The organism is Commensalibacter communis (genome assembly GCF_947179015.1).
GTDB lineage: Bacteria > Pseudomonadota > Alphaproteobacteria > Acetobacterales > Acetobacteraceae > Commensalibacter > Commensalibacter communis.
Genome location: NZ_CAMXCM010000006.1, coordinates 1 through 17760, shown reverse-complemented (window position 1 = coordinate 17760; position 17760 = coordinate 1). Strand labels below are relative to the sequence as shown.

The 17760-nt window shown below is 37.1% G+C and carries 19 protein-coding genes, 1 tRNA gene, 1 pseudogene and 1 riboswitch; of the genes and pseudogenes, 3 read left to right on the top strand and 18 right to left on the bottom strand.

Annotation, left to right across the window (positions count from 1 at the left end; genetic code table 11):
* Positions 1-29 precede the first annotated feature (29 nt).
* Complete coding sequence (rdgB, locus tag PQG54_RS09410) at positions 30-632, top strand: RdgB/HAM1 family non-canonical purine NTP pyrophosphatase (RefSeq protein ID WP_271790157.1); 603 nt, start codon at positions 30-32, stop codon at positions 630-632.
* Positions 633-652: 20 nt separating this feature from the next.
* On the opposite strand, the gene PQG54_RS09405 is transcribed toward rdgB, so the two are convergent.
* Positions 653-3256, bottom strand: coding sequence for an MMPL family transporter (locus tag PQG54_RS09405; protein ID WP_271790158.1), 2604 nt, complete (start codon positions 3254-3256; stop codon positions 653-655).
* Between the two features lie 449 nt (positions 3257-3705).
* Here PQG54_RS09405 and PQG54_RS09400 point away from each other — a divergent pair, with 449 nt between their 5' ends.
* Positions 3706-4323: a carboxymuconolactone decarboxylase family protein gene (locus PQG54_RS09400; protein ID WP_271790159.1), complete on the top strand. Its 618-nt coding sequence runs from the start codon at positions 3706-3708 to the stop codon at positions 4321-4323.
* Positions 4324-4403: 80 nt separating this feature from the next.
* On the opposite strand, the gene ribH is transcribed toward PQG54_RS09400, so the two are convergent.
* From ribH to ribD, 4 genes are read right to left on the bottom strand one after another with little or no spacing between them, the layout of a single operon-like run.
* Complete coding sequence (gene ribH, locus PQG54_RS09395; protein WP_271790160.1) at positions 4404-4883, bottom strand: 6,7-dimethyl-8-ribityllumazine synthase; 480 nt, start codon at positions 4881-4883, stop codon at positions 4404-4406.
* 31 nt (positions 4884-4914) lie between these two features.
* Positions 4915-6189, bottom strand: coding sequence for a GTP cyclohydrolase II (gene ribA / locus PQG54_RS09390; protein WP_271790161.1), 1275 nt, complete (start codon positions 6187-6189; stop codon positions 4915-4917).
* Entirely contained in the window at positions 6171-6791 is a 621-nt protein-coding gene (locus tag PQG54_RS09385; RefSeq protein ID WP_271790162.1) for a riboflavin synthase, read from the bottom strand. The genes ribA and PQG54_RS09385 overlap by 19 nt, the downstream gene beginning before the upstream one ends.
* On the bottom strand, positions 6773-7864 hold the full coding sequence (gene ribD / locus PQG54_RS09380) for a bifunctional diaminohydroxyphosphoribosylaminopyrimidine deaminase/5-amino-6-(5-phosphoribosylamino)uracil reductase RibD (RefSeq protein ID WP_370866911.1): 1092 nt from the start codon (positions 7862-7864) through the stop codon (positions 6773-6775). Before ribD ends, PQG54_RS09385 begins: the two co-directional genes overlap by 19 nt.
* Positions 7865-7946: 82 nt before the next feature.
* Positions 7947-8103: riboswitch (FMN riboswitch) on the bottom strand.
* Between the two features lie 233 nt (positions 8104-8336).
* On the opposite strand from ribD, the gene PQG54_RS09375 reads away from it, so the two are divergent.
* Positions 8337-8411: transfer RNA gene (locus tag PQG54_RS09375), tRNA-Thr, on the top strand.
* Between the two features lie 82 nt (positions 8412-8493).
* On the opposite strand, the gene PQG54_RS09370 is transcribed toward PQG54_RS09375, so the two are convergent.
* The 13 genes and pseudogenes from PQG54_RS09370 to PQG54_RS09310 all read right to left on the bottom strand — a co-directional run.
* On the bottom strand, positions 8494-9375 hold the full coding sequence (locus PQG54_RS09370; protein WP_271790164.1) for an STM4504/CBY_0614 family protein: 882 nt from the start codon (positions 9373-9375) through the stop codon (positions 8494-8496).
* A 111-nt stretch (positions 9376-9486) separates the two neighbouring features.
* Positions 9487-10620, bottom strand: coding sequence for a hypothetical protein (locus tag PQG54_RS09365; RefSeq protein WP_271790165.1), 1134 nt, complete (start codon positions 10618-10620; stop codon positions 9487-9489).
* A 296-nt stretch (positions 10621-10916) separates the two neighbouring features.
* Positions 10917-11435: a hypothetical protein gene (locus tag PQG54_RS09360; protein WP_271790166.1), complete on the bottom strand. Its 519-nt coding sequence runs from the start codon at positions 11433-11435 to the stop codon at positions 10917-10919.
* A 214-nt stretch (positions 11436-11649) separates the two neighbouring features.
* The gene (locus PQG54_RS09355; RefSeq protein ID WP_271790167.1) at positions 11650-11967 is read right to left on the bottom strand and encodes a hypothetical protein; all 318 of its coding nucleotides are present in this window, start codon (positions 11965-11967) and stop codon (positions 11650-11652) included.
* A gap of 318 nt (positions 11968-12285) precedes the next feature.
* Complete coding sequence (locus PQG54_RS09350) at positions 12286-12876, bottom strand: phage neck terminator protein (RefSeq protein WP_271790168.1); 591 nt, start codon at positions 12874-12876, stop codon at positions 12286-12288.
* Between the two features lie 571 nt (positions 12877-13447).
* Positions 13448-13633: a hypothetical protein gene (locus tag PQG54_RS09345; protein ID WP_271790169.1), complete on the bottom strand. Its 186-nt coding sequence runs from the start codon at positions 13631-13633 to the stop codon at positions 13448-13450.
* Between the two features lie 14 nt (positions 13634-13647).
* Positions 13648-13983, bottom strand: coding sequence for a hypothetical protein (locus PQG54_RS09340; protein WP_271790170.1), 336 nt, complete (start codon positions 13981-13983; stop codon positions 13648-13650).
* 19 nt (positions 13984-14002) lie between these two features.
* A complete protein-coding gene (locus PQG54_RS09335; RefSeq protein ID WP_271790171.1) occupies positions 14003-14698 on the bottom strand; it encodes a hypothetical protein in 696 nt (231 codons plus the stop codon).
* Positions 14664-15377, bottom strand: coding sequence for a single stranded DNA-binding domain-containing protein (locus PQG54_RS09330; protein WP_271790172.1), 714 nt, complete (start codon positions 15375-15377; stop codon positions 14664-14666). The genes PQG54_RS09335 and PQG54_RS09330 overlap by 35 nt, the downstream gene beginning before the upstream one ends.
* A gap of 44 nt (positions 15378-15421) precedes the next feature.
* On the bottom strand, positions 15422-15580 hold the full coding sequence (locus PQG54_RS09325; protein ID WP_271790173.1) for a hypothetical protein: 159 nt from the start codon (positions 15578-15580) through the stop codon (positions 15422-15424).
* Positions 15567-15980, bottom strand: coding sequence for a hypothetical protein (locus tag PQG54_RS09320; RefSeq protein ID WP_271790174.1), 414 nt, complete (start codon positions 15978-15980; stop codon positions 15567-15569). Before PQG54_RS09320 ends, PQG54_RS09325 begins: the two co-directional genes overlap by 14 nt.
* The gene (locus PQG54_RS09315; RefSeq protein ID WP_271790175.1) at positions 15961-16209 is read right to left on the bottom strand and encodes a hypothetical protein; all 249 of its coding nucleotides are present in this window, start codon (positions 16207-16209) and stop codon (positions 15961-15963) included. Before PQG54_RS09315 ends, PQG54_RS09320 begins: the two co-directional genes overlap by 20 nt.
* Positions 16210-16304: 95 nt before the next feature.
* Positions 16305-17760 (bottom strand): annotated as a pseudogene (locus PQG54_RS09310) (hypothetical protein); the annotation flags it as partial.

Sequence of the window (17760 nt, the reverse complement as noted above, 5' to 3'; positions counted from 1 at the left end):
TTTATTTATATAACAAAGAAGATATTTTTATGACAATCTATCGCAAACTCGAACATGGTTCCCAATTAGTCGTCGCCACTCATAATTCTGGCAAAGCACAAGAAATCAGCAGTTTGCTGGCTCCGTTCCAAATAAAAACTTATTCTGCTGGGGCATTAAATTTACCTGAACCCGAAGAAAATGGTTCAAGTTTTCATGAAAATGCTCGAATCAAAGCATTGGCTGCGACACAAGGGGCAAAATTACCCAGCCTTGCTGATGATTCTGGCTTTTGTATCAATGCGTTGAATGGCGATCCTGGAATATTCTCTGCACGTTGGGCTGGGCCAAACAAAGATTACGCCATGGCAATGCGCACGATGTATGATAAATTACAACCATTCTCTGATCATTCTTGTTATTTTATCTCGGTGCTATGCTTGGCTTTTCCAGATGGGTATCACTGTGAATTCGAAGGACGAATTGAAGGGAACTTTGTTTGGCCAGCCAGAGGTCAAAACGGACATGGCTATGACCCAATTTTCCAACCCAAAGGATTTTCTGTTACTTTTGCAGAAATGAGCGAAGGCGAAAAAAATAAAGTCAGCCATCGCGGATTGGCTTTTCAACAATTTATCAAAAATTGTTTCTAAGCCATCCATCTTCCCGCCTGTTATCGCTCGTCAATATCACGTTTGGGCAACAAAGCGGGAACAAGTCCCAACGTCACCACTAGCGTACATCCTAGCGAAATTAATAGTAACACGCCCATACTTGCCGTTCCGGGATGTGCAGAGGCTGCCAAAGCACCAAACGCTGTTCCCGTCGTCAATGCAGAGAATAAGACCGCTCTGGCTGTAGGGGAAGATAAAGGATTTTTTAACCCTTCGCGCCAATTCATCACAAAATAAATATTAAAAGAAACCCCTACGCCTAAGAAGAGTGGCAACGTAATAATATTGGCAAAATTCAATGACTGACCAATTACGACAATGACAATGATCGCCATTAACGCCGATAAAATTAAAGGGATCATGACCAAAATCATATCCAATACCCGACGTAGGGCAATAAACAGAATAATCGCCAATACAACGATCGCCATAATAGCTGCTACAATGAATGAATGAACAACTGTATTAGCGCTTTCGACAATATCAACGACCGTTCCTGCTGCTTCTGGTGCCACTGTGCGAACCTGCTTGACAAAATCAATAATCTGATCGGTTGTTAAATCAACCCCTTTGGGATAAACTTCGACCCTTAATCTCTCATCTTTCGTACGATATTGTTCAGCAAGCTCTGCTGGAATATCTTGAGTTGTTGTAACGGTGGGTGACAAAATCGTTTTTAATCGTTCCAGTTGATACGGTAAAAATTTAACCAAATTATCGTTAATTGCCACCAATTGATCATCTGGCATTTTTTCAATCTTTTGCAATGCCACCTGCATACGACGCAGAGGGCTATCAGCAGGAACTAAATTTTTAATAGAATCAAGCCCTTGCACCATTTTCACCACAGATTGTCGTAACTCTTGTGCCGTTGGCTTATCTTTTGGATGTTGTAAAGATAATGTTGGTAATAAAATAGAAGCCGCATCATCTAGCATTAATAATTTTTCTTGTTGTTTTTCTGGAATAAATGAATTCAACCAAACAACGCTTTTTACCGCAGGGAGTTTTTTTAATTTATCAGCCAATTCCTCAGCTTGTTGAGGTGTATTTACAATAATATCCGCTGTATAAGGCGACGTATTGGGATCCCCCATCATTTTTTTCAGCGCCATCATCCCTTCGGAATGAGGGTCTTTGGTATGAAACGGATCTGCATCGAAAACAACCTTTTGATCTGCAAGCAAGAAAATACCAATAGCCCCCAACACGCCATACAAACTAATAATGATATAACGATGCTGACGCATTTTCTTATCAATAGATTTTAGCCAAGGGAAGCCTGCTTCTTTTTGCACAATATTTGGGCGGAAAATAACCAACAAAGCAGGTAAAAAGGTTACCGTACAAATAAATGCAATAATCATTCCGCCGCCAGCAATCAAGCCCAGCTGCTTCACACCAATAAAATTTGTTGGAGTAAAGGCTAAAAACCCAGCAGCGGCTGCAACAGCTGCAGTAAAGATTTGATGTCCTGCCTCATACCCAGTGTGAGATAATGCATAGAGTAGATCTTCTTTTTTCTTAGTACTTATTAAATCCTGTCCCCTAAAACGAACGCAAAATTGGATGCCAAAATCAACGGCAATACTAACAAATAAAATCGCAAAGGAAATTGAAATCAGATTCAACATTCCCACCGTTATTGATGCAAATCCTGTTGTTAATACCAGCCCAATAAAGAGCAACAACAAAATTGGTAAAATCAAACGCCATGTGCGAACAGCCATAAATAACCAACCGGCAACCAACACAAAAGAAACAAATAATCCAACAATCATTCCATGCAGAACGGTCGAAAATTCCTCGTCATTAATTTGAGCATCTCCAGTTAAATAAACTTTGACAGCACCACTTTTGACATAAGGCAGATTATTCATTGTATTTCGCAATAGGTCAGAGGGAACACCTGAGGGACGAATGGAATTCAAATCCATTTTGGGCTTTGCCACAACCAGTTGGTATTTCCCACCAAGATCCGATAAATCTCCAGACAGACTTTTTTCCCAAGAAAACGGTTGGATTTTCCCTTCTGCATTTTGAGTTAGTATATTCGCAAACCCATTCAGCGCATCATTAAATTTAGTAAGATCAATTTGTTTTTCTTTGACCCCCAACGTCACCATACCCAATGTATCAAATAACCCACGGGCAGACGGATCAGCAGATAAGCTGCTTAAAAATGGTTGTGCCTGAATGATATTATTTAACGTCGTATCTAACAAATGGGTTGGCAAAAAGAGCAGTCCATTTCTGACCAAGAAAGGATCATTTTGCAAAGATTCAACAAAATAAAAATGTTTTTTGTCATTCTTTAATTTGTTAACCAATGCTTGTGCGCTCAGCTCACCTTCTTCAGGGATTTTTGATTCAAACAAAGCCACCAACAAATATTCGCGTTGTGGAAAATCTTTGCTCATCTGATCGGAACGTTTCTTCCAATCCATACTTGAGGAAAACATTTTGCTTGTATCTGTTGTGATCTCAAGGTTTTGATAAGCGACCCAAGACGAGGTTATTGCAAGAACAATATAAAATAAAATCACAAACCAAGCGTGGCGAGAACAAAACGCCACCACACGCCCAATAAATGCGGACATCATTGGCAAAAAACCCCTCTAACCTCAAAAATTCAAGCAAAAACCACTAAGTAAAAAATTTTAGCAGACAACTAAATATATCTTTGTGTTCATAAATAGAAATAAAAAAAGAATAAAACAACCTTTATGTACACCCAAAAGTAAAAACTATTATGTTGAGATAAAAAGACACAATAATAATGAGTATTTTTCATTGAAATATTGAGTTTATAATATCTAATCAGACAGTTAGTTTTTTATTATATTCAAAGAATAATTTCTATAAATACTAAAAATGTTTTTTGTTTATAATTTTATCAAAAATAAACTCACACTATATTACAGATAACCAGCAAAGAGATAAATTTATAATATAAACGACAGTTTTTATCCTTACATATCAGTTTTAAACAACTTACTATTTGCACTTAGATGCCTATCAATTTTATTAATAATCAGCGTTAAGGAAAACAATGTCACAATTAACACTTAAACAACAAAACATCATTCCAATCTCGGCTTTCACCGCTGGTGGTGATTTACAAAGACTATCTTTTACCATTAATAAAGGATTAGATGCTGGATTAACAATCAACGAAATCAAAGAAATACAAATCCAACTTTATGCTTATGCAGGATTTCCCAGAGCAATTAATGCAGTTTCAACATTGATGACGATCGTAAAAGAACGTCAATCACAGAATATCCATGATGAAATTGGCAAAGATGCCAGTCCTATTTCCAATACAACAGATATGCTTGCTTTAGGCACAAAAGTTCAAACACAGCTTGCTGGAAAAGTTGTGGAAGGGCATTTGTTTGATTTTGCGCCCACTTTAAATCAGTATTTACGTGCACATTTATTTGGCGATATTTTTGCAAGAGACATATTAAGTTACCAAGACCGAGAAATTGCAACGATTGCAGCATTATCCGTTATTAGTGGTGCTGACTCTCAATTAAAAGCTCACTATCAAATTGGATTAAACGCTGGATTAACCCAATCTCAACTATTTGAAATAGTTCAACTCATCACAGCGACGGTCGATCAGAATACAGGCAACCACGCAAAAATTATTTTAGAGCAGTAAATATTGTCTTAAAAACAAAAAAAAGCGGCCAGGCCCTTTTGAAGGATCTGACCGCTTTTTAAATAATGTTATGTAATCTGTTAGATATTTTGTATCAAAGCCAAGCTTTCAATACAGGCTGCGACCGCTTCACGACCTTTATTTTCTTTATTTTCCTCTGAACGAATTTCAGCTTGTTCACCAGTATAAGTCGTAAGGATACCAAAACTGATCGGTGTTTCGGTTGTTAAAGAGGCTTGCATAATCCCAATCGTTGCGCCAAGGCTGATAAATTCGAAATGAGCAGTATCACCTTTAATCACACAGCCCAAACACACTACGCCATCATATTTACCACTTTTCGCCAAAGATTGTGCAATTAATGGCAATTCAAACGCACCAGGGGCATACATTAAATCTTCTTCTGCATTAAACGGAATATGATGTTCAGCCAACCATTCCTGCGCGCCCTTAGCCAAACCACCCGTTACTTTTTCATTAAAACGACTGACCACAATAGCAATTCGTGGCATTTTCTTAAATTGAAACTCTGTCAACGATTGAGGAGCTTGCTTAATCATTATTAAATACTTTCAATACGCAAAATTAAAATTATTGATCAATTTTTTCAGAAGATAACGCATGTCCCATACGATCTCTTTTGGTTTTTAAATAAGATGCATTATGAGGATTAGCTTCAATTTCAATAGAAACCCGATTTTTCACAGCAAAACCTTGTTTTTCAATCATTTCGACCTTGTCCATATTATTGGTTAATAGGTCAAGTTGATGAATATTGAGTTTTTCCAAAATTGCGCCTGCGACTTTCCAATCGCGCATGTCTGCAGCAAACCCTAAACGATGGTTGGCCTCTACAGTATCTAAGCCTTGATCTTGTAGCGCATAGGCAGAGATTTTATTGAATAAACCAATGCCACGCCCTTCATGACCGCGCAAATAAATCACAACCCCTTTGTCGGATTCACCAATCATTTTCATAGCTTTGTGTAACTGAGGACCACAATCACAACGCAATGACCCCAACACATCACCAGTCAAACATTCAGAATGCAGGCGAACCAACGGTGTTTTTGCATCAACAGAAGAAAAATCACCTTTCATGATGGCTAAATGTTCGTTGCCTTTCAAATCAACAAAAGATTGAACGGTAAAATCTTCCCCACCGTAATAGTTCGGTAATTTAGCAACTTCTCCTGCTCTAACCAAAAAAACCAACGGATCGACAGGCGCTGCATCATATTGTTTACGCCATTCAACAATAGAAGATACCGTCACCAATGGGATTTGATGTTGCTCTGCGAATTTTTTTAGCTCTGGCATTCTGGCCATTGTGCCGTCTTCGTTTAAGACTTCACAAATTGCAGCAACAGGCTTCAGCCCAGCCATTTTGATCAAATCAATGGAACCTTCGGTATGACCATCTCTGGCCAAAACCCCGTTTGCGTCTGCAACCAAAGGAAACATATGACCAGGACGAACGATATCATTGGCAGTGACATCACCCTTCATCACAACTTCAAATGTTTTCGCACGATCATCAGCAGAAACACCCGTGGTAATGCCTTCTTTGGCTTCAATCGAAATGGTAAATGCCGTTTCATGAGGGGACGTGTTATGTTGTGCCATTTGATACAGGTTTAATTGTTGCGCTTTCTCAGCCAACATCGGCATACATAAGATTCCACGAGCATGCGTAATCATGAAATTAATAATTTCAGGCGTTACGAACTCACCCGCAGCAACCAAATCACCTTCGTTTTCACGACCTTCATCATCAACCATTAATACCATTTTACCAGCACGTAATGTATCAATAGCAAGTTTTAACTCAGGACTTAACGTCTTGATCATTTCTGGACTAAACATAAATTCTCCACATACTTTGCAATAATATCCACTTCCACATTCACCATATCGTCTGGGGATAAGTGCCCCAAAGTCGTATGTTCCCAAGTATGCGGAATAATCATAATATGAATAATAAATTCATCTGAACTGGCACCATCCCTACCAATTTTACCAACGCCATTGAGGGTCAAGCTGGTGCCATCAATCGCAATAGAGCCTTTTTCAACAACATATTTTCTTAATGATGCAGGAAATGCAAAAAAAACTTTATACGCATCCCCACTTTGCTCTGCTTTTAAAAATCTGCCTGTTGCGTCCACGTGTCCTTGAACAATATGCCCAGACAAACGAGTTGAAGGCGTTACGGCACGCTCTAAATTAACTCGTTTATCAACATGTAATGTATTCAGATTGGTTCTATTCAACGTTTCTGAACTAATAAAAAATGAAGCTTTCCCTTGGATATCATATTGTACAACGGTCAAGCATACACCGTTTACAGCAACACTTTCCCCCATAGAAAGATCAGAAATACCAGTTTCAACCTCAATTACCATCGCATTGGGTTCATGGTTAACAGTAAGAATGGTCCCCAAAGATTCTATGATACCAGAGAACATAAATCTTCCTTTTCAATATGAAAGTGAGCATCAGATAAGAGTTGACGCGTTGGAGATGCACTATGTTTAGAAATAATATTCACGTCGTCTTCACCTTGGGCTTGTTGACGAATGGTCAACCATTCATCCCATAATTGACGCTGACGAAATTCCTGTAATAATACAGGACCAGCCTCTACCATTGCCCACATGACTTTATGTGCATAAAGAAGTTCTGGCAATCGTTCCAAATCATTACAAAGTAACAAAGAAAAACCATTGGTTTTTGCTTGTTTTATATAATGTTCAGACAAAGCATCTTCTAATTTTTCTTTGGCTTGGCTGCAAATCACTAATAAACGGGTTACATCTGGGTGATCGGGCACATGGCGAACGGTAAATGAAGGAATATCCATTTTAATCGTATTCACGCCGGTAATAATTGCCTCTGTCCCACGACGCAGCTGATGCGCCAAGGTTAATGATTTTTGCGATGTAAAGGTTTTTTGCCCTTTGGGAGGAACCATTGAACCCGCCATATTCATTGCTTGTTTAACGGTAATCCAGCTTTTTTGTTCAAGCATAAATTTAGTAAAGGGTGCCAACAGATCAACGCATTGTTGATGCCAATATTGTGCGATTTCAGAAGATTGTTCATCCAGTAAAATAACTTCTTTGCCACCCTCATGTAACCGTATGTGCCCTGCTCCAGCAACATATGGATTAGGATCTTTGACACCAATCCATATTCTTTTTGCAGGTGTTTTTAACAAGGCCTCGGAACAAGGCGGTGTGCGCCCTGTATGATTACAAGGTTCTAACGTCACAATCACATCACAAATCTTATCCCATACACCAAGGGCTTTGCATTGTTGCAAGGCCAAAGCCTCGGCATGCAATGCACCCGCTTGATGATGCGCGGCAACGGTTAGAATATCCCCTTGTTCATCTAAAATAGCACAGCCTACAGGAGGATTGGGCGCAGTACGCCCTACATATTGCAAGGCTTCGTGAATAGCTCGACGAAACCCATTTACAATTCTTTCAGAAAAGTCAGCCTTTTCTGATAATTTTGAAACAATGCGTGCTTGCATTATAAAAAACCAGTCCTTTGCTCTGGACGCACGCGGGCAGATATGCCAAGGCTGTCGCAATAGTTTCCTATGTACAATCCCAGCACGTTCTTTCTCATCCGGACTATGACCGTCGGCTTCGGAATTACACCGAAATCTGCTTGACCTTATATCATCACTGATATAAGCGCTCACGGGCTTAGAAATATTGCTATTTCATCACCGCCGGTGAGGAGTTTCACCTCGCCCCAAGAACGTCGTATTCATTTATAATAACTAAGAGTCGTTATAACTCCTGATTGCTAAGTTTAGGTTTATTTGAGTAAATGATCAAGATAAAAGCTGTATTTTTATGAAAAATTCTAACAACAAAGAGTGATTATCGATCGTTCAAGATAAAATTTAAAAAAAAATCGTGTTTTTATATTTTTTTACTTGTAATCGAACGTAAAATATTGCATAGAACATTTCAGCAAGCGTCAAACGCTGAAATGCCGGATTAGCACAGTGGTAGTGCAGCGGTTTTGTAAACCGAAGGTCGGGAGTTCAAATCTCTCATCCGGCACCATTATTCCTAACAATTACAATTTAAGATTTTGTTTGGGTATATTGTTCCCAAGCTTTATATAAAAACATCACATTTGATGCTGTCAAATTGAGTAAATATTGCCCCATATATAAGGGTTGTTCGGATTGTTCACTGCCCTCACCATGCCCACCATATTCATTCCGAAGCGCGGGCACTCCATTTTTAACGTTGCAATAAAAGCGTTGAAATTGTTAGCCATCCCATCTTGAAATAAATTCTTATTTCTAACAAGGGTGATTAAATCACTGGCTCTGACACCCGATTGATAATCCCAACTTTCAAGATCACAGATGGTTTTTAACATCGTTTCAAAAGCACGATTACAGGAAACAACACAATCTTTGACAAGTTTATTGCGATAATGTTGGTGCGCCAACCTATATTCTGCGTCAACTTTCTGAAATCGTTCATCCCCTAAGAGTTGTAATACAGGTTTAATAATTTCTTTATGAATATGCTGGCTATCTATACGAATAATTTCAGTTTTATTATACTCATATCCAAGAACAGATTCTTTAAAGTATGTGTTTAATTCTTCTATAGCAGGATGATACATACGTAGAAATACAGCATATTGCTCAATTTCAAATGGGTTTCTTTCACACCATTTGTTGATACTCTCAATTACATCTCTAACATATATAAAAAGCAAATCACAGAAATCTAATATCTCCAGTAAATCTGCATCTTTTTCAATATAATCTACTAAAGAGCTTTGATAAGGAAAAACACGCAATTTTCTGATACCGCATTCTTTGGCAACAATCTTACACAGATCTTGCCATGCTTGTTCAATTAAGGAACTATGAGAGCCAAATAATTCGTCCATGATACATAGCAATTGCGTTCTCAACTTATCAGGCACTGTATCATACTGATACACATCATCCCCTTTAGATTGACTTGCACGTAACCGACGAGAGTAAATATTGGCTACAGCCACAAAGATCATCCTCAGAATATTATCATTCAGAATATCATAGCAATAAAAATAAAAAAAAAGCCACCCCGAGAACGGAGTGGCTTTATACACATCATAATTTATTCAATTATATTAATCAGGAATATATTGAATGTTTGTTTGTGATTCAACATTCACATTCGTTCCTGGTGTGGTTGTAATTTTTCCCAAAGGAAGCATTGCTTGGACAACGCAATCACCATCATTAACATGAACAGGTAAATTCTGATTTGGACGAACATTCCCCACGACACTGTCCCTACCATTACCGACAAGGGTAAAATCGGAAATAATCGTTGATGTTGGCCATAGAACAGCTGTTGGATTAGGGGCTGAACCAACCCCTGCTTGATCTTGGGTTTGAAATCTCTTCGATAGATCCTGTCCTTGAGTATAGTTTTTAAATCCAACTTGACAACTATTATTCTTTACAACTGCTGTCACATACCTTACAGACCAATCTCCTTTATTATTAACATAACTTCCTGATGCAGTAGCATCTCCATTTACACTAAAAATTGTTCCTGGTCTAATTACCCCTTGACCTGGGCCTGCACCTTTGGCCACGGGATAAACAATATATGCATTATATCTGGCTTTTGCTGCATAAGTATCGACATCCAAAATAAATTCACCATCTAAAGGAATACCAATAGGCTGAAATGAATATTTTAATTGAAGATCTGCCAGCATTGTATAAGGTTTCTTTTTAAAATCAGTGCCATCAAAATAAACCACTCCACAGCCACCATTTCGAGTATCCAATACCGTATCATACTGATTCATAAAATCAATATTATATACTTGCGTAGCATTTCCTTTAGTTTGCTTAACAATACCACCAGTTAATGAAAGATGATTACCAGCACCATATGCACTGTCCATACTTAATATTCCGTCGCCTGCTTTAGGACACGCATTCTTTACAAACGCTATATTAAATAATGTTTCTGAATAAGTATTTTCTTTACCATTCTCATCAAAACTTGCTTGTGTCGTTGTTGAAAGCTGACCTTTAATCCCTTTAAATACAGGCACGCCTGGTAAATCAGCAGGAAATTTAAAGGGAAAAACATTTTTTACTGTAAAGTTATCTGTTTGTTTCGTATATTCCTGATGAATATCTAATGTACGATAATGCTCTGGAAAATCAATTGCTTTGGAAGCTGTTGAACCTAAAAGTAAAGAAAAAGCACATAGTGCGCTTGTATATAAAAATTTATTCATAATTTTATCCTGATAAAATAATATAATTAAAAAAACACTTCTTTAATGCTGATCATAATAATTGATCTGTTGTAATAAAGTAGTATTATGATTAGATTGATTTCTGTATTTACAGAGATCGAATCTTTTAAAATTTATTTATCTATTAAAATTTTAATATATAAAGTCTTATGCTTTTCAATTGATATTTTATATAGATAAATTTAGTCAGCAAGATATTAAACTTATCCCTGAAATTCTGTGTGCTACGATTTATTGAAAATATAAAATAACCGCAAAAATTTGGCAAAATTAAACTAAGCATCAATCGCTTGTTGAAAACGATCGACATTATCCTGCCAAACAGCTTTACCTAGGGATGTATTATAATATTTCTTGTGATATTGTGCCATTCCGCTCGCATCACTCGCAAGAGGCAGTGCTGTTGGAACTCTTAAATAAAATATACGGCACATTGCTGCTGCAAAAAAAATGTCTCCTGTTAGGGTATTTGGCTTTGGAATACCCGCACTATCGGCGTTAAATGTGCCAGCAATATTTTTTAATAAATTTGCCAGATGATTACGTTTTGGAGTCAATAAGAAGTTCTTCCAAATATCATTATAGGTAAATGGTTCCATTTGCATGGCACCCACCGCAGGCCCTTTGCCAAGCTGTTTTAAATAAGTAAAACCACCCGCATAGCCTTCTGCTAGAAAAGTGCCTGTGACTTGGTTAATGGCACGTGCGCCACCCAGACCTAAATAATCCAAAGCTGGTTGAATAATTTCATTTTTTAAATGAGGAATATAAATTCCCCCAGTGACTTTCGCCATGTTTTGTTTCCTTGTATTTGTAATTTTAGAGATAAAAAAAGCCATTCGTTAAGAATGACTTTGAAAACTGGTAAGATTAAATTGAATAGTTGGTCAAACCTGATTGTTCTGTTCGATAGTCTTCCCAAAAGTCGACTATCATATTTACAAACTGAATCGCTGTCAGGGGTGATTTGCCGTTATCATTAGAAGAAGATTCTTCTATTATTTCTATTTATGAAATTTTATAGATACATTTTGTTAAAAGATCAGATAAAAGTAAAACGACTATGAAAGGGGCTGATAGAACAAACATAAATTGTTTCCAAATAGGCTTATGTTCTAAATCAAAATAAATAACACTAGGAAATCTTGTATCCAAACTCCATTGTGGTGCTCCCAAAAATCTTTTATATTCTAAGACAAGAAACGTTACATCATCACCATAAATGGCACAAATATGATTAGAGGCTACCTCTAGATAGCATTTTTCGGGTGGCAATCTATAAAAATCATAAAAGATTTGTAGCATTTCTTCGCGTTTATTATCCACCAGCATATTCCCCTTAAGCCACCAATGACATATACCCACTGTTGCGAGGATCGTAAGAATATCTACTGGTTATTGTAACGCCCACAGTTGCTTACCAATCGAATTGTAAAGAACACAATCTCATACGTAATCTCTCATCATTTCTGGATGCAGTAGTAAAATATATAATTATTTCTATGGTTAGGAAGTCGTAATCTGCAAGTTTCATCCAGCGTTAATGTAGATAAATAATAAATGTCTTCAATATATAAAGGCTAAAATTAAATCCTTTTCAACGACCCTCTCAAATTATTTTACTAATGCTAGTTGTAATGCTCATTATGACTCAACGATACCCATATCCATAACAATTTCTTTGGCACTATTTGCACAGACACCCGTTTCTGGATGATATTCAAAATAAGCATTAACTGAGTAAGCAACATCGATTTGATCTTCGGCATTTATCATTTGACCCGCCGAGCTGACATCGTCACTATATAGCGGAAATAAAATATCACTATACTGCTCGAACTGTTCACTCGCCCACGCTTCATTAAACCGCATATCAAAAGCATGTGCCATTTCTAAAGCTGGGATTTGTGGACTGCCCACAAATAAGATATGAACAGAAACTTGTGACCGACACCACGTAATTTTATACTGATCTGTATAACGGGCTTCAGGCGTAGATAATCTTTTCCTCTCTGTAATTTGTAAAGTAATATAAGGCGATTTAGGCGTAGATGTTCGGTTTTGTGAATCATTGATGATCGATAACCTAGCCCCCTTGATAGGAATAGCTTTACGCATAAATTTGGCAATCAAATTATAGATTTCTTCGTGAGTAAGGGCCTTTAAGGCTGGAAACTCATTATCTTTCGGTGCCTTAACCTTGACTGGAACGGATTTGCTTTTCTTTCGCACCATGTGAATACTCTTTTTGATAATTATAAATAATGTATCCTTTGAACGCAGCAATGGCGTTCAATTCATAAAATAATTTATTTATGTGAGAAAATAATAAATTGCACAAATGGATGGAATAATTTGGCAAGATCTTACAATGTGAATAAAAAGATACTCATCAATATGTGAGTATCTTTTTATTCAAAATGACCAACTGGGGTTTTATTAAAACTCGTTGGTAATAATCGTTAATTTACTGAACTAATCTGAATATCAGCATGAATAGTAATCAATCTCAAGCATAAAAAAAACATATAACGAATATCCATTACATAAACACCAAATTACTCAAATGTCTCTGATACTTGGTATCCTATTGTCCGCAATATTCCAACTTCCCCTTTACACTATCGTTCCCTTATTTAAGGCGCGCTCTTATGAACAAAATCTCTCCACTCTTTTTTCTCATAAATATAACGAATACCAATTCTGGTTGCACATCCTATATGCTTCATATTATCTAATAAAAAAAATTTTCTTTTCGTTTCTGCTGCTGTAAAACTTAGTGTGGTGTCAGATTTTAATGGAATGGTTAAAAAAAATCAGGAATGGTCAAAGCAAACTCGTCTTTTAATAGTTTTGCATTAACACATTGTTTTTGATCAAGATCAACATACACACCTTGTATAATATTTTTATTTTTTAAACTTTTTACAATTTCTACTGACTTAATAATCACGTCATCTTGCGTAATCAGATGTTCAATCTGATAAGACACTAAATGATTATCGTTTATTTTAATTGGTATTTTTTTTCAATAACACCGTCTTTCGTAACAACATTTTTAACCTGATAAAGTGATAGGTCGTTGCTCTTTTCTTTAATCGTAAATTCCTTATCAAAGACTTTCTGTAATTTATCAAAAGAAGTGGGCGAAGATTTAGCAATAATATGGATTAAATCAATAAAATTATAAGATAAAACAGGATATTCCTTTAAAGCATCTTCTGGCAGGGCTTCTTTATATAAAGGCATTGATTGAATGGAGGTTTTTGCATGAGAAGATAGTGCGAAAATTATCCCTGACATACACATTAAACCAACTAATATATCTTTGGCGCTTTTCACTTCATTACCTTCTATATTTTCATTTTCCCTCTAGCTCTCTTTTTCGTGCTCTTTCTTGTAAATGAGGAGCCTGTTCACGAACATATTTTATCCATTCTTGCTTTTCTTCTTCATCATCAAAGGCTTCTAAACCTATATCTGTAGCACAATCTGGATAATCCATAGTTGATCCCATTACAAATTTTCCATTCTCATCTGTGGTGTAAAAAGCTATTGGGGCATTCGAAACTGGATGAAAAGACAATAATCTAGGAATTAAAAACCCAAATTCTTTTTTTAATAATCTAGTATTCACACATTGTTTTGGATCTAAATAGATGCCTAAACCAACTATTTGATTCTTTTTTTCTAAATATATTAAAACCCCAACTTTCTTTATTATCACCCCATCTAATGTTCTAAATGAACCTGTTTCATAAGTCTCAGAATCATTATCTTTTTTTATAATACGTAATTGGTAGTCAAATATTTTTTGAAATTTACTTAAAGAAACAGGTAACGGTTTGGGTAGAATTTTAATCAGATCTATAAATTTATAAGGTAAAATGGGGTATTGCTTTAAAGCTGCCTCAGTGATCGATTCTTTATATAAAGGCAATAAAGTCGTTTGTTGTGCATAAGAAGGTGTTATGACAATCATTCCCCATAAAGCGAATAAATAAGTAATTATTTTTTTCACTTTATTTTTTTGCATTTTTTTTACAATAATCACCATAACTATCCTTATACTTTTGAGGAGGATTTGAGGTACTAGTATATTGTTCAGAATATATTTTTGCAATTTTCATCTTTGCAGTTTTCATATCTCCTGTTCTTATGCCCTCACCATAAAATTGAACAAATTCATTTTTCATAAAATCATATTCTCTTCCTTCTTCAAAAATATCAATACATGCTTCTTTTAAAATCTCATTACGAACAACAATCTGATTAACAATTGCATCTGCTTCACTGCCACCACCAACCATTAAACTTTCCATACATTTATCAAAAGAAGATAAGTCAGGCTCTTTATGAAAATAAGAGTGCCCAACCTCATGCGCAAGTGTCGATGTTACATACGCAATATTTTGCGAATCTCCATTGTTAAAATTTGAATCTATTACAATAATTCCTTTTTGTTGTTCATATGGAGCCCTTGAAAAAGTCCCTGTTCCTGCAGATCCCCATCCGATTTGCCACTTTTTTCTCTTTAACTTTAAGATCTGTTTTACTAACGTCGGTGATTGAGAAGCATAACGATCAACATCACTACCCAACCCTGTCGTAACAATAATCTTTAGCTCATTCCTACGACGCTCCATTTCTTTTTCTGTTGGTCTTGTTCTGGCTATATCTGTAAAAGCAGACAAAGGGGGTGGCGAGCAAATGGGCTTTACTAAAAAATATTCCATCAATATCAATCCTAATTTCAAACAATCTCACTAAAATAAAAAGATTACTTTCCCCGCCAGACTTTAATGAGCGCACAGATTGCGCGGATAACGAGCGATAAAGGAATAGATACAGCCATGACCGGAATAACCCAAGGATCGTGGATTTTGATCCATTCGGCATTGCTTTCCCACCACCAGCGCAGGATTTCAAAGAAGTTCATATCTTTTCTCCACGCGCGTCATAATCCGAGCCAAAGCGTAGAGATTAATCACAGCAAATATCCCCCATGCGACCAAGCTGAAATGGCACCGACCGTAGAAGGCAACATTTAATGTCCCCCAAATTAATAATGAGGACGCAAAGAACGCAGCAACCCCTCTGCCGATCATGCTTTCACAACGCAAAGCGGTAAATTGAAACAAACCAAACCCAACAAACAGCCATTGCCATACATCAAAGGGCAACACTTTCAAAAAACCATTAATAAAAGATTGGTGAATAATCAGACTATTGGGGACACACAATCCATACATCCCAACAATCATCAGTAAAATAGAGCTCCACCACTCGGCAAACCAATGATCGTGTGTTTTCATCGAACTAATTAATCTTTTGACCATCCTTGTTCTCCGTTTTTGAAACCGATGGCGTTTTAAAAGACGCCAAAGTGTGAATGACCTTCCACAGTTTATACCCCTTGCTGGTCGTGGCTGGTATTTTCCAAAATCGCACAATCAACGTACAAATGGTCACGATTGTTGTCACCACAGCAATCATGTTCCCTGCAATATCGCCTGGAATAACACCCAGTAAATATTGAAAACACTGCATCATTAAATCACTATCCATCTCTCTTCCTCCTCAAAAAAAGGCATAAAAAAAGACGCTCACACGCCCCGTTTTATGCCCGATTATTATTTTAATATTTAATCAATTAAGAAAAACTAATATTGACATGATATAAAACACTGATTCCACATAGCAATTTTAAGAATCGCCCCATTGCATGAGAAAAAATTATAAGTTTTGTTACCTCCTACAGCACTAAATGGATAGGCTCCATTAATAGCAACGCCTGTTTCCTCCCAAATTAAAACATCACCTTGAGGGGTATTATACTCTGTTCTTGTTATATTTAATGTTTTTGTAGTATCATCCCATTGTATTTTATACTTTATTTCTGGTATTACTAAGGTAAAAGACAAGGTTCCTCTCCAAGTATTAAACATTACTTTTTTAATATAATCCCCTTTTATTTGATAAAAATTCTCAGCATCTGCTGCAAGAAGATAAGGGGATAAATCCAAACTTTCGCCTTGATCGCCTTTATCGCCCTTTTGCCCTTTAGGTATAGTGATATTGAGACGTGTATTATTTTCGTCACCTACATTTGTAACAATAGCATCTGTTTCGGGCTCACCAGTTGTAACGGTGCCGATGGTAATTGTTGCGGCTTGTCCTTGATCTCCCTTATCACCTTTGTCACCTTGATCGCCTTTGTCACCTTTATCGCCCTTTTCGCCTTGGATACCTTGTTCACCCTTTTCTCCCTTATCTCCTTTTGGGATGGTGAAGTTTACGATGACATCGCTTGATGTTCCGACATTTTCGACGATGACTTTTGTGCCTGGTTCGCCTGTTGTGATTGTGCCAACGGTAATGGATGCGGGTTTACCCTCTGGTCCTGCCACCATTCCAAGGGGTTCTGACCATTCACCATTATTCAGCTTGATATAGGTTTTGGCTTCGTGCTCTGCAGCAGCCAATTGCAAATACATATCCCCAGAACGAGGTGCACCACGTTCATCTTTGACCCCTGTTGATGCGTTTGGTTCTTGTGTTCCAGAATACCAACGAGAGCCTGCATCTCCTTTATCCCCTTTAGGTAATACAAAATCTAGCAGCGCAGCATTCTCAGTACCACGATTAGTAATACTGGCATTATCCCCTTTGGAAACATTACCAATTTGGATCGTACCAGCTTTGCCATCTGTACCAGCCTCACCTTGATTACCTTGTTCACCTTGGAGGCCTTTAATATTACCAGTCAATTGCCATTCAGAACCGTTATTGACATAAATATTATAGGTCAGTTCATCAATATAACAATCAAACTCTTTATAGTTCTTTGATGGCGCAGGAACACCTTCAGCACTAATCCATAAAGACCCACGCTCACCTTTATCACCTTGCGCACCCGTTGCACCATCTTGACCAGGCAGCCCTTGAGGCCCTTGAGCACCTTGTTCACCTTGAAGACCTTGGGCACCTTTGATGTTACCAATTAACTGCCATTCAGAACCGTTATTGACATAAATATTATAGGTCAGTTCATCAATATAATAATCAGATTCTTTATAGTTCTTTGATGGCGCAGGAACACCTTCAGCACTAATCCAT

Excerpts from the sequence above, each read along its gene's own strand:
- rdgB (WP_271790157.1), top strand. The coding sequence starts at position 30 with ATGACAATCTATCGCAAACTCGAACATGGTTCCCAATTAGTCGTCGCC.
- PQG54_RS09405 (WP_271790158.1), bottom strand. The coding sequence starts at position 3,256 with ATGATGTCCGCATTTATTGGGCGTGTGGTGGCGTTTTGTTCTCGCCAC.
- PQG54_RS09400 (WP_271790159.1), top strand. The coding sequence starts at position 3,706 with ATGTCACAATTAACACTTAAACAACAAAACATCATTCCAATCTCGGCT.
- ribH (WP_271790160.1), bottom strand. The coding sequence starts at position 4,883 with ATGATTAAGCAAGCTCCTCAATCGTTGACAGAGTTTCAATTTAAGAAA.
- ribA (WP_271790161.1), bottom strand. The coding sequence starts at position 6,189 with ATGTTTAGTCCAGAAATGATCAAGACGTTAAGTCCTGAGTTAAAACTT.
- PQG54_RS09385 (WP_271790162.1), bottom strand. The coding sequence starts at position 6,791 with ATGTTCTCTGGTATCATAGAATCTTTGGGGACCATTCTTACTGTTAAC.
- ribD (WP_370866911.1), bottom strand. The coding sequence starts at position 7,864 with ATGCAAGCACGCATTGTTTCAAAATTATCAGAAAAGGCTGACTTTTCT.
- PQG54_RS09365 (WP_271790165.1), bottom strand. The coding sequence starts at position 10,620 with ATGAATAAATTTTTATATACAAGCGCACTATGTGCTTTTTCTTTACTT.
- PQG54_RS09360 (WP_271790166.1), bottom strand. The coding sequence starts at position 11,435 with ATGGCGAAAGTCACTGGGGGAATTTATATTCCTCATTTAAAAAATGAA.
- PQG54_RS09350 (WP_271790168.1), bottom strand. The coding sequence starts at position 12,876 with ATGGTGCGAAAGAAAAGCAAATCCGTTCCAGTCAAGGTTAAGGCACCG.
- PQG54_RS09335 (WP_271790171.1), bottom strand. The coding sequence starts at position 14,698 with ATGGTGATTATTGTAAAAAAAATGCAAAAAAATAAAGTGAAAAAAATA.
- PQG54_RS09330 (WP_271790172.1), bottom strand. The coding sequence starts at position 15,377 with ATGGAATATTTTTTAGTAAAGCCCATTTGCTCGCCACCCCCTTTGTCT.
- PQG54_RS09325 (WP_271790173.1), bottom strand. The coding sequence starts at position 15,580 with ATGAACTTCTTTGAAATCCTGCGCTGGTGGTGGGAAAGCAATGCCGAA.
- PQG54_RS09320 (WP_271790174.1), bottom strand. The coding sequence starts at position 15,980 with ATGGTCAAAAGATTAATTAGTTCGATGAAAACACACGATCATTGGTTT.
- PQG54_RS09315 (WP_271790175.1), bottom strand. The coding sequence starts at position 16,209 with ATGGATAGTGATTTAATGATGCAGTGTTTTCAATATTTACTGGGTGTT.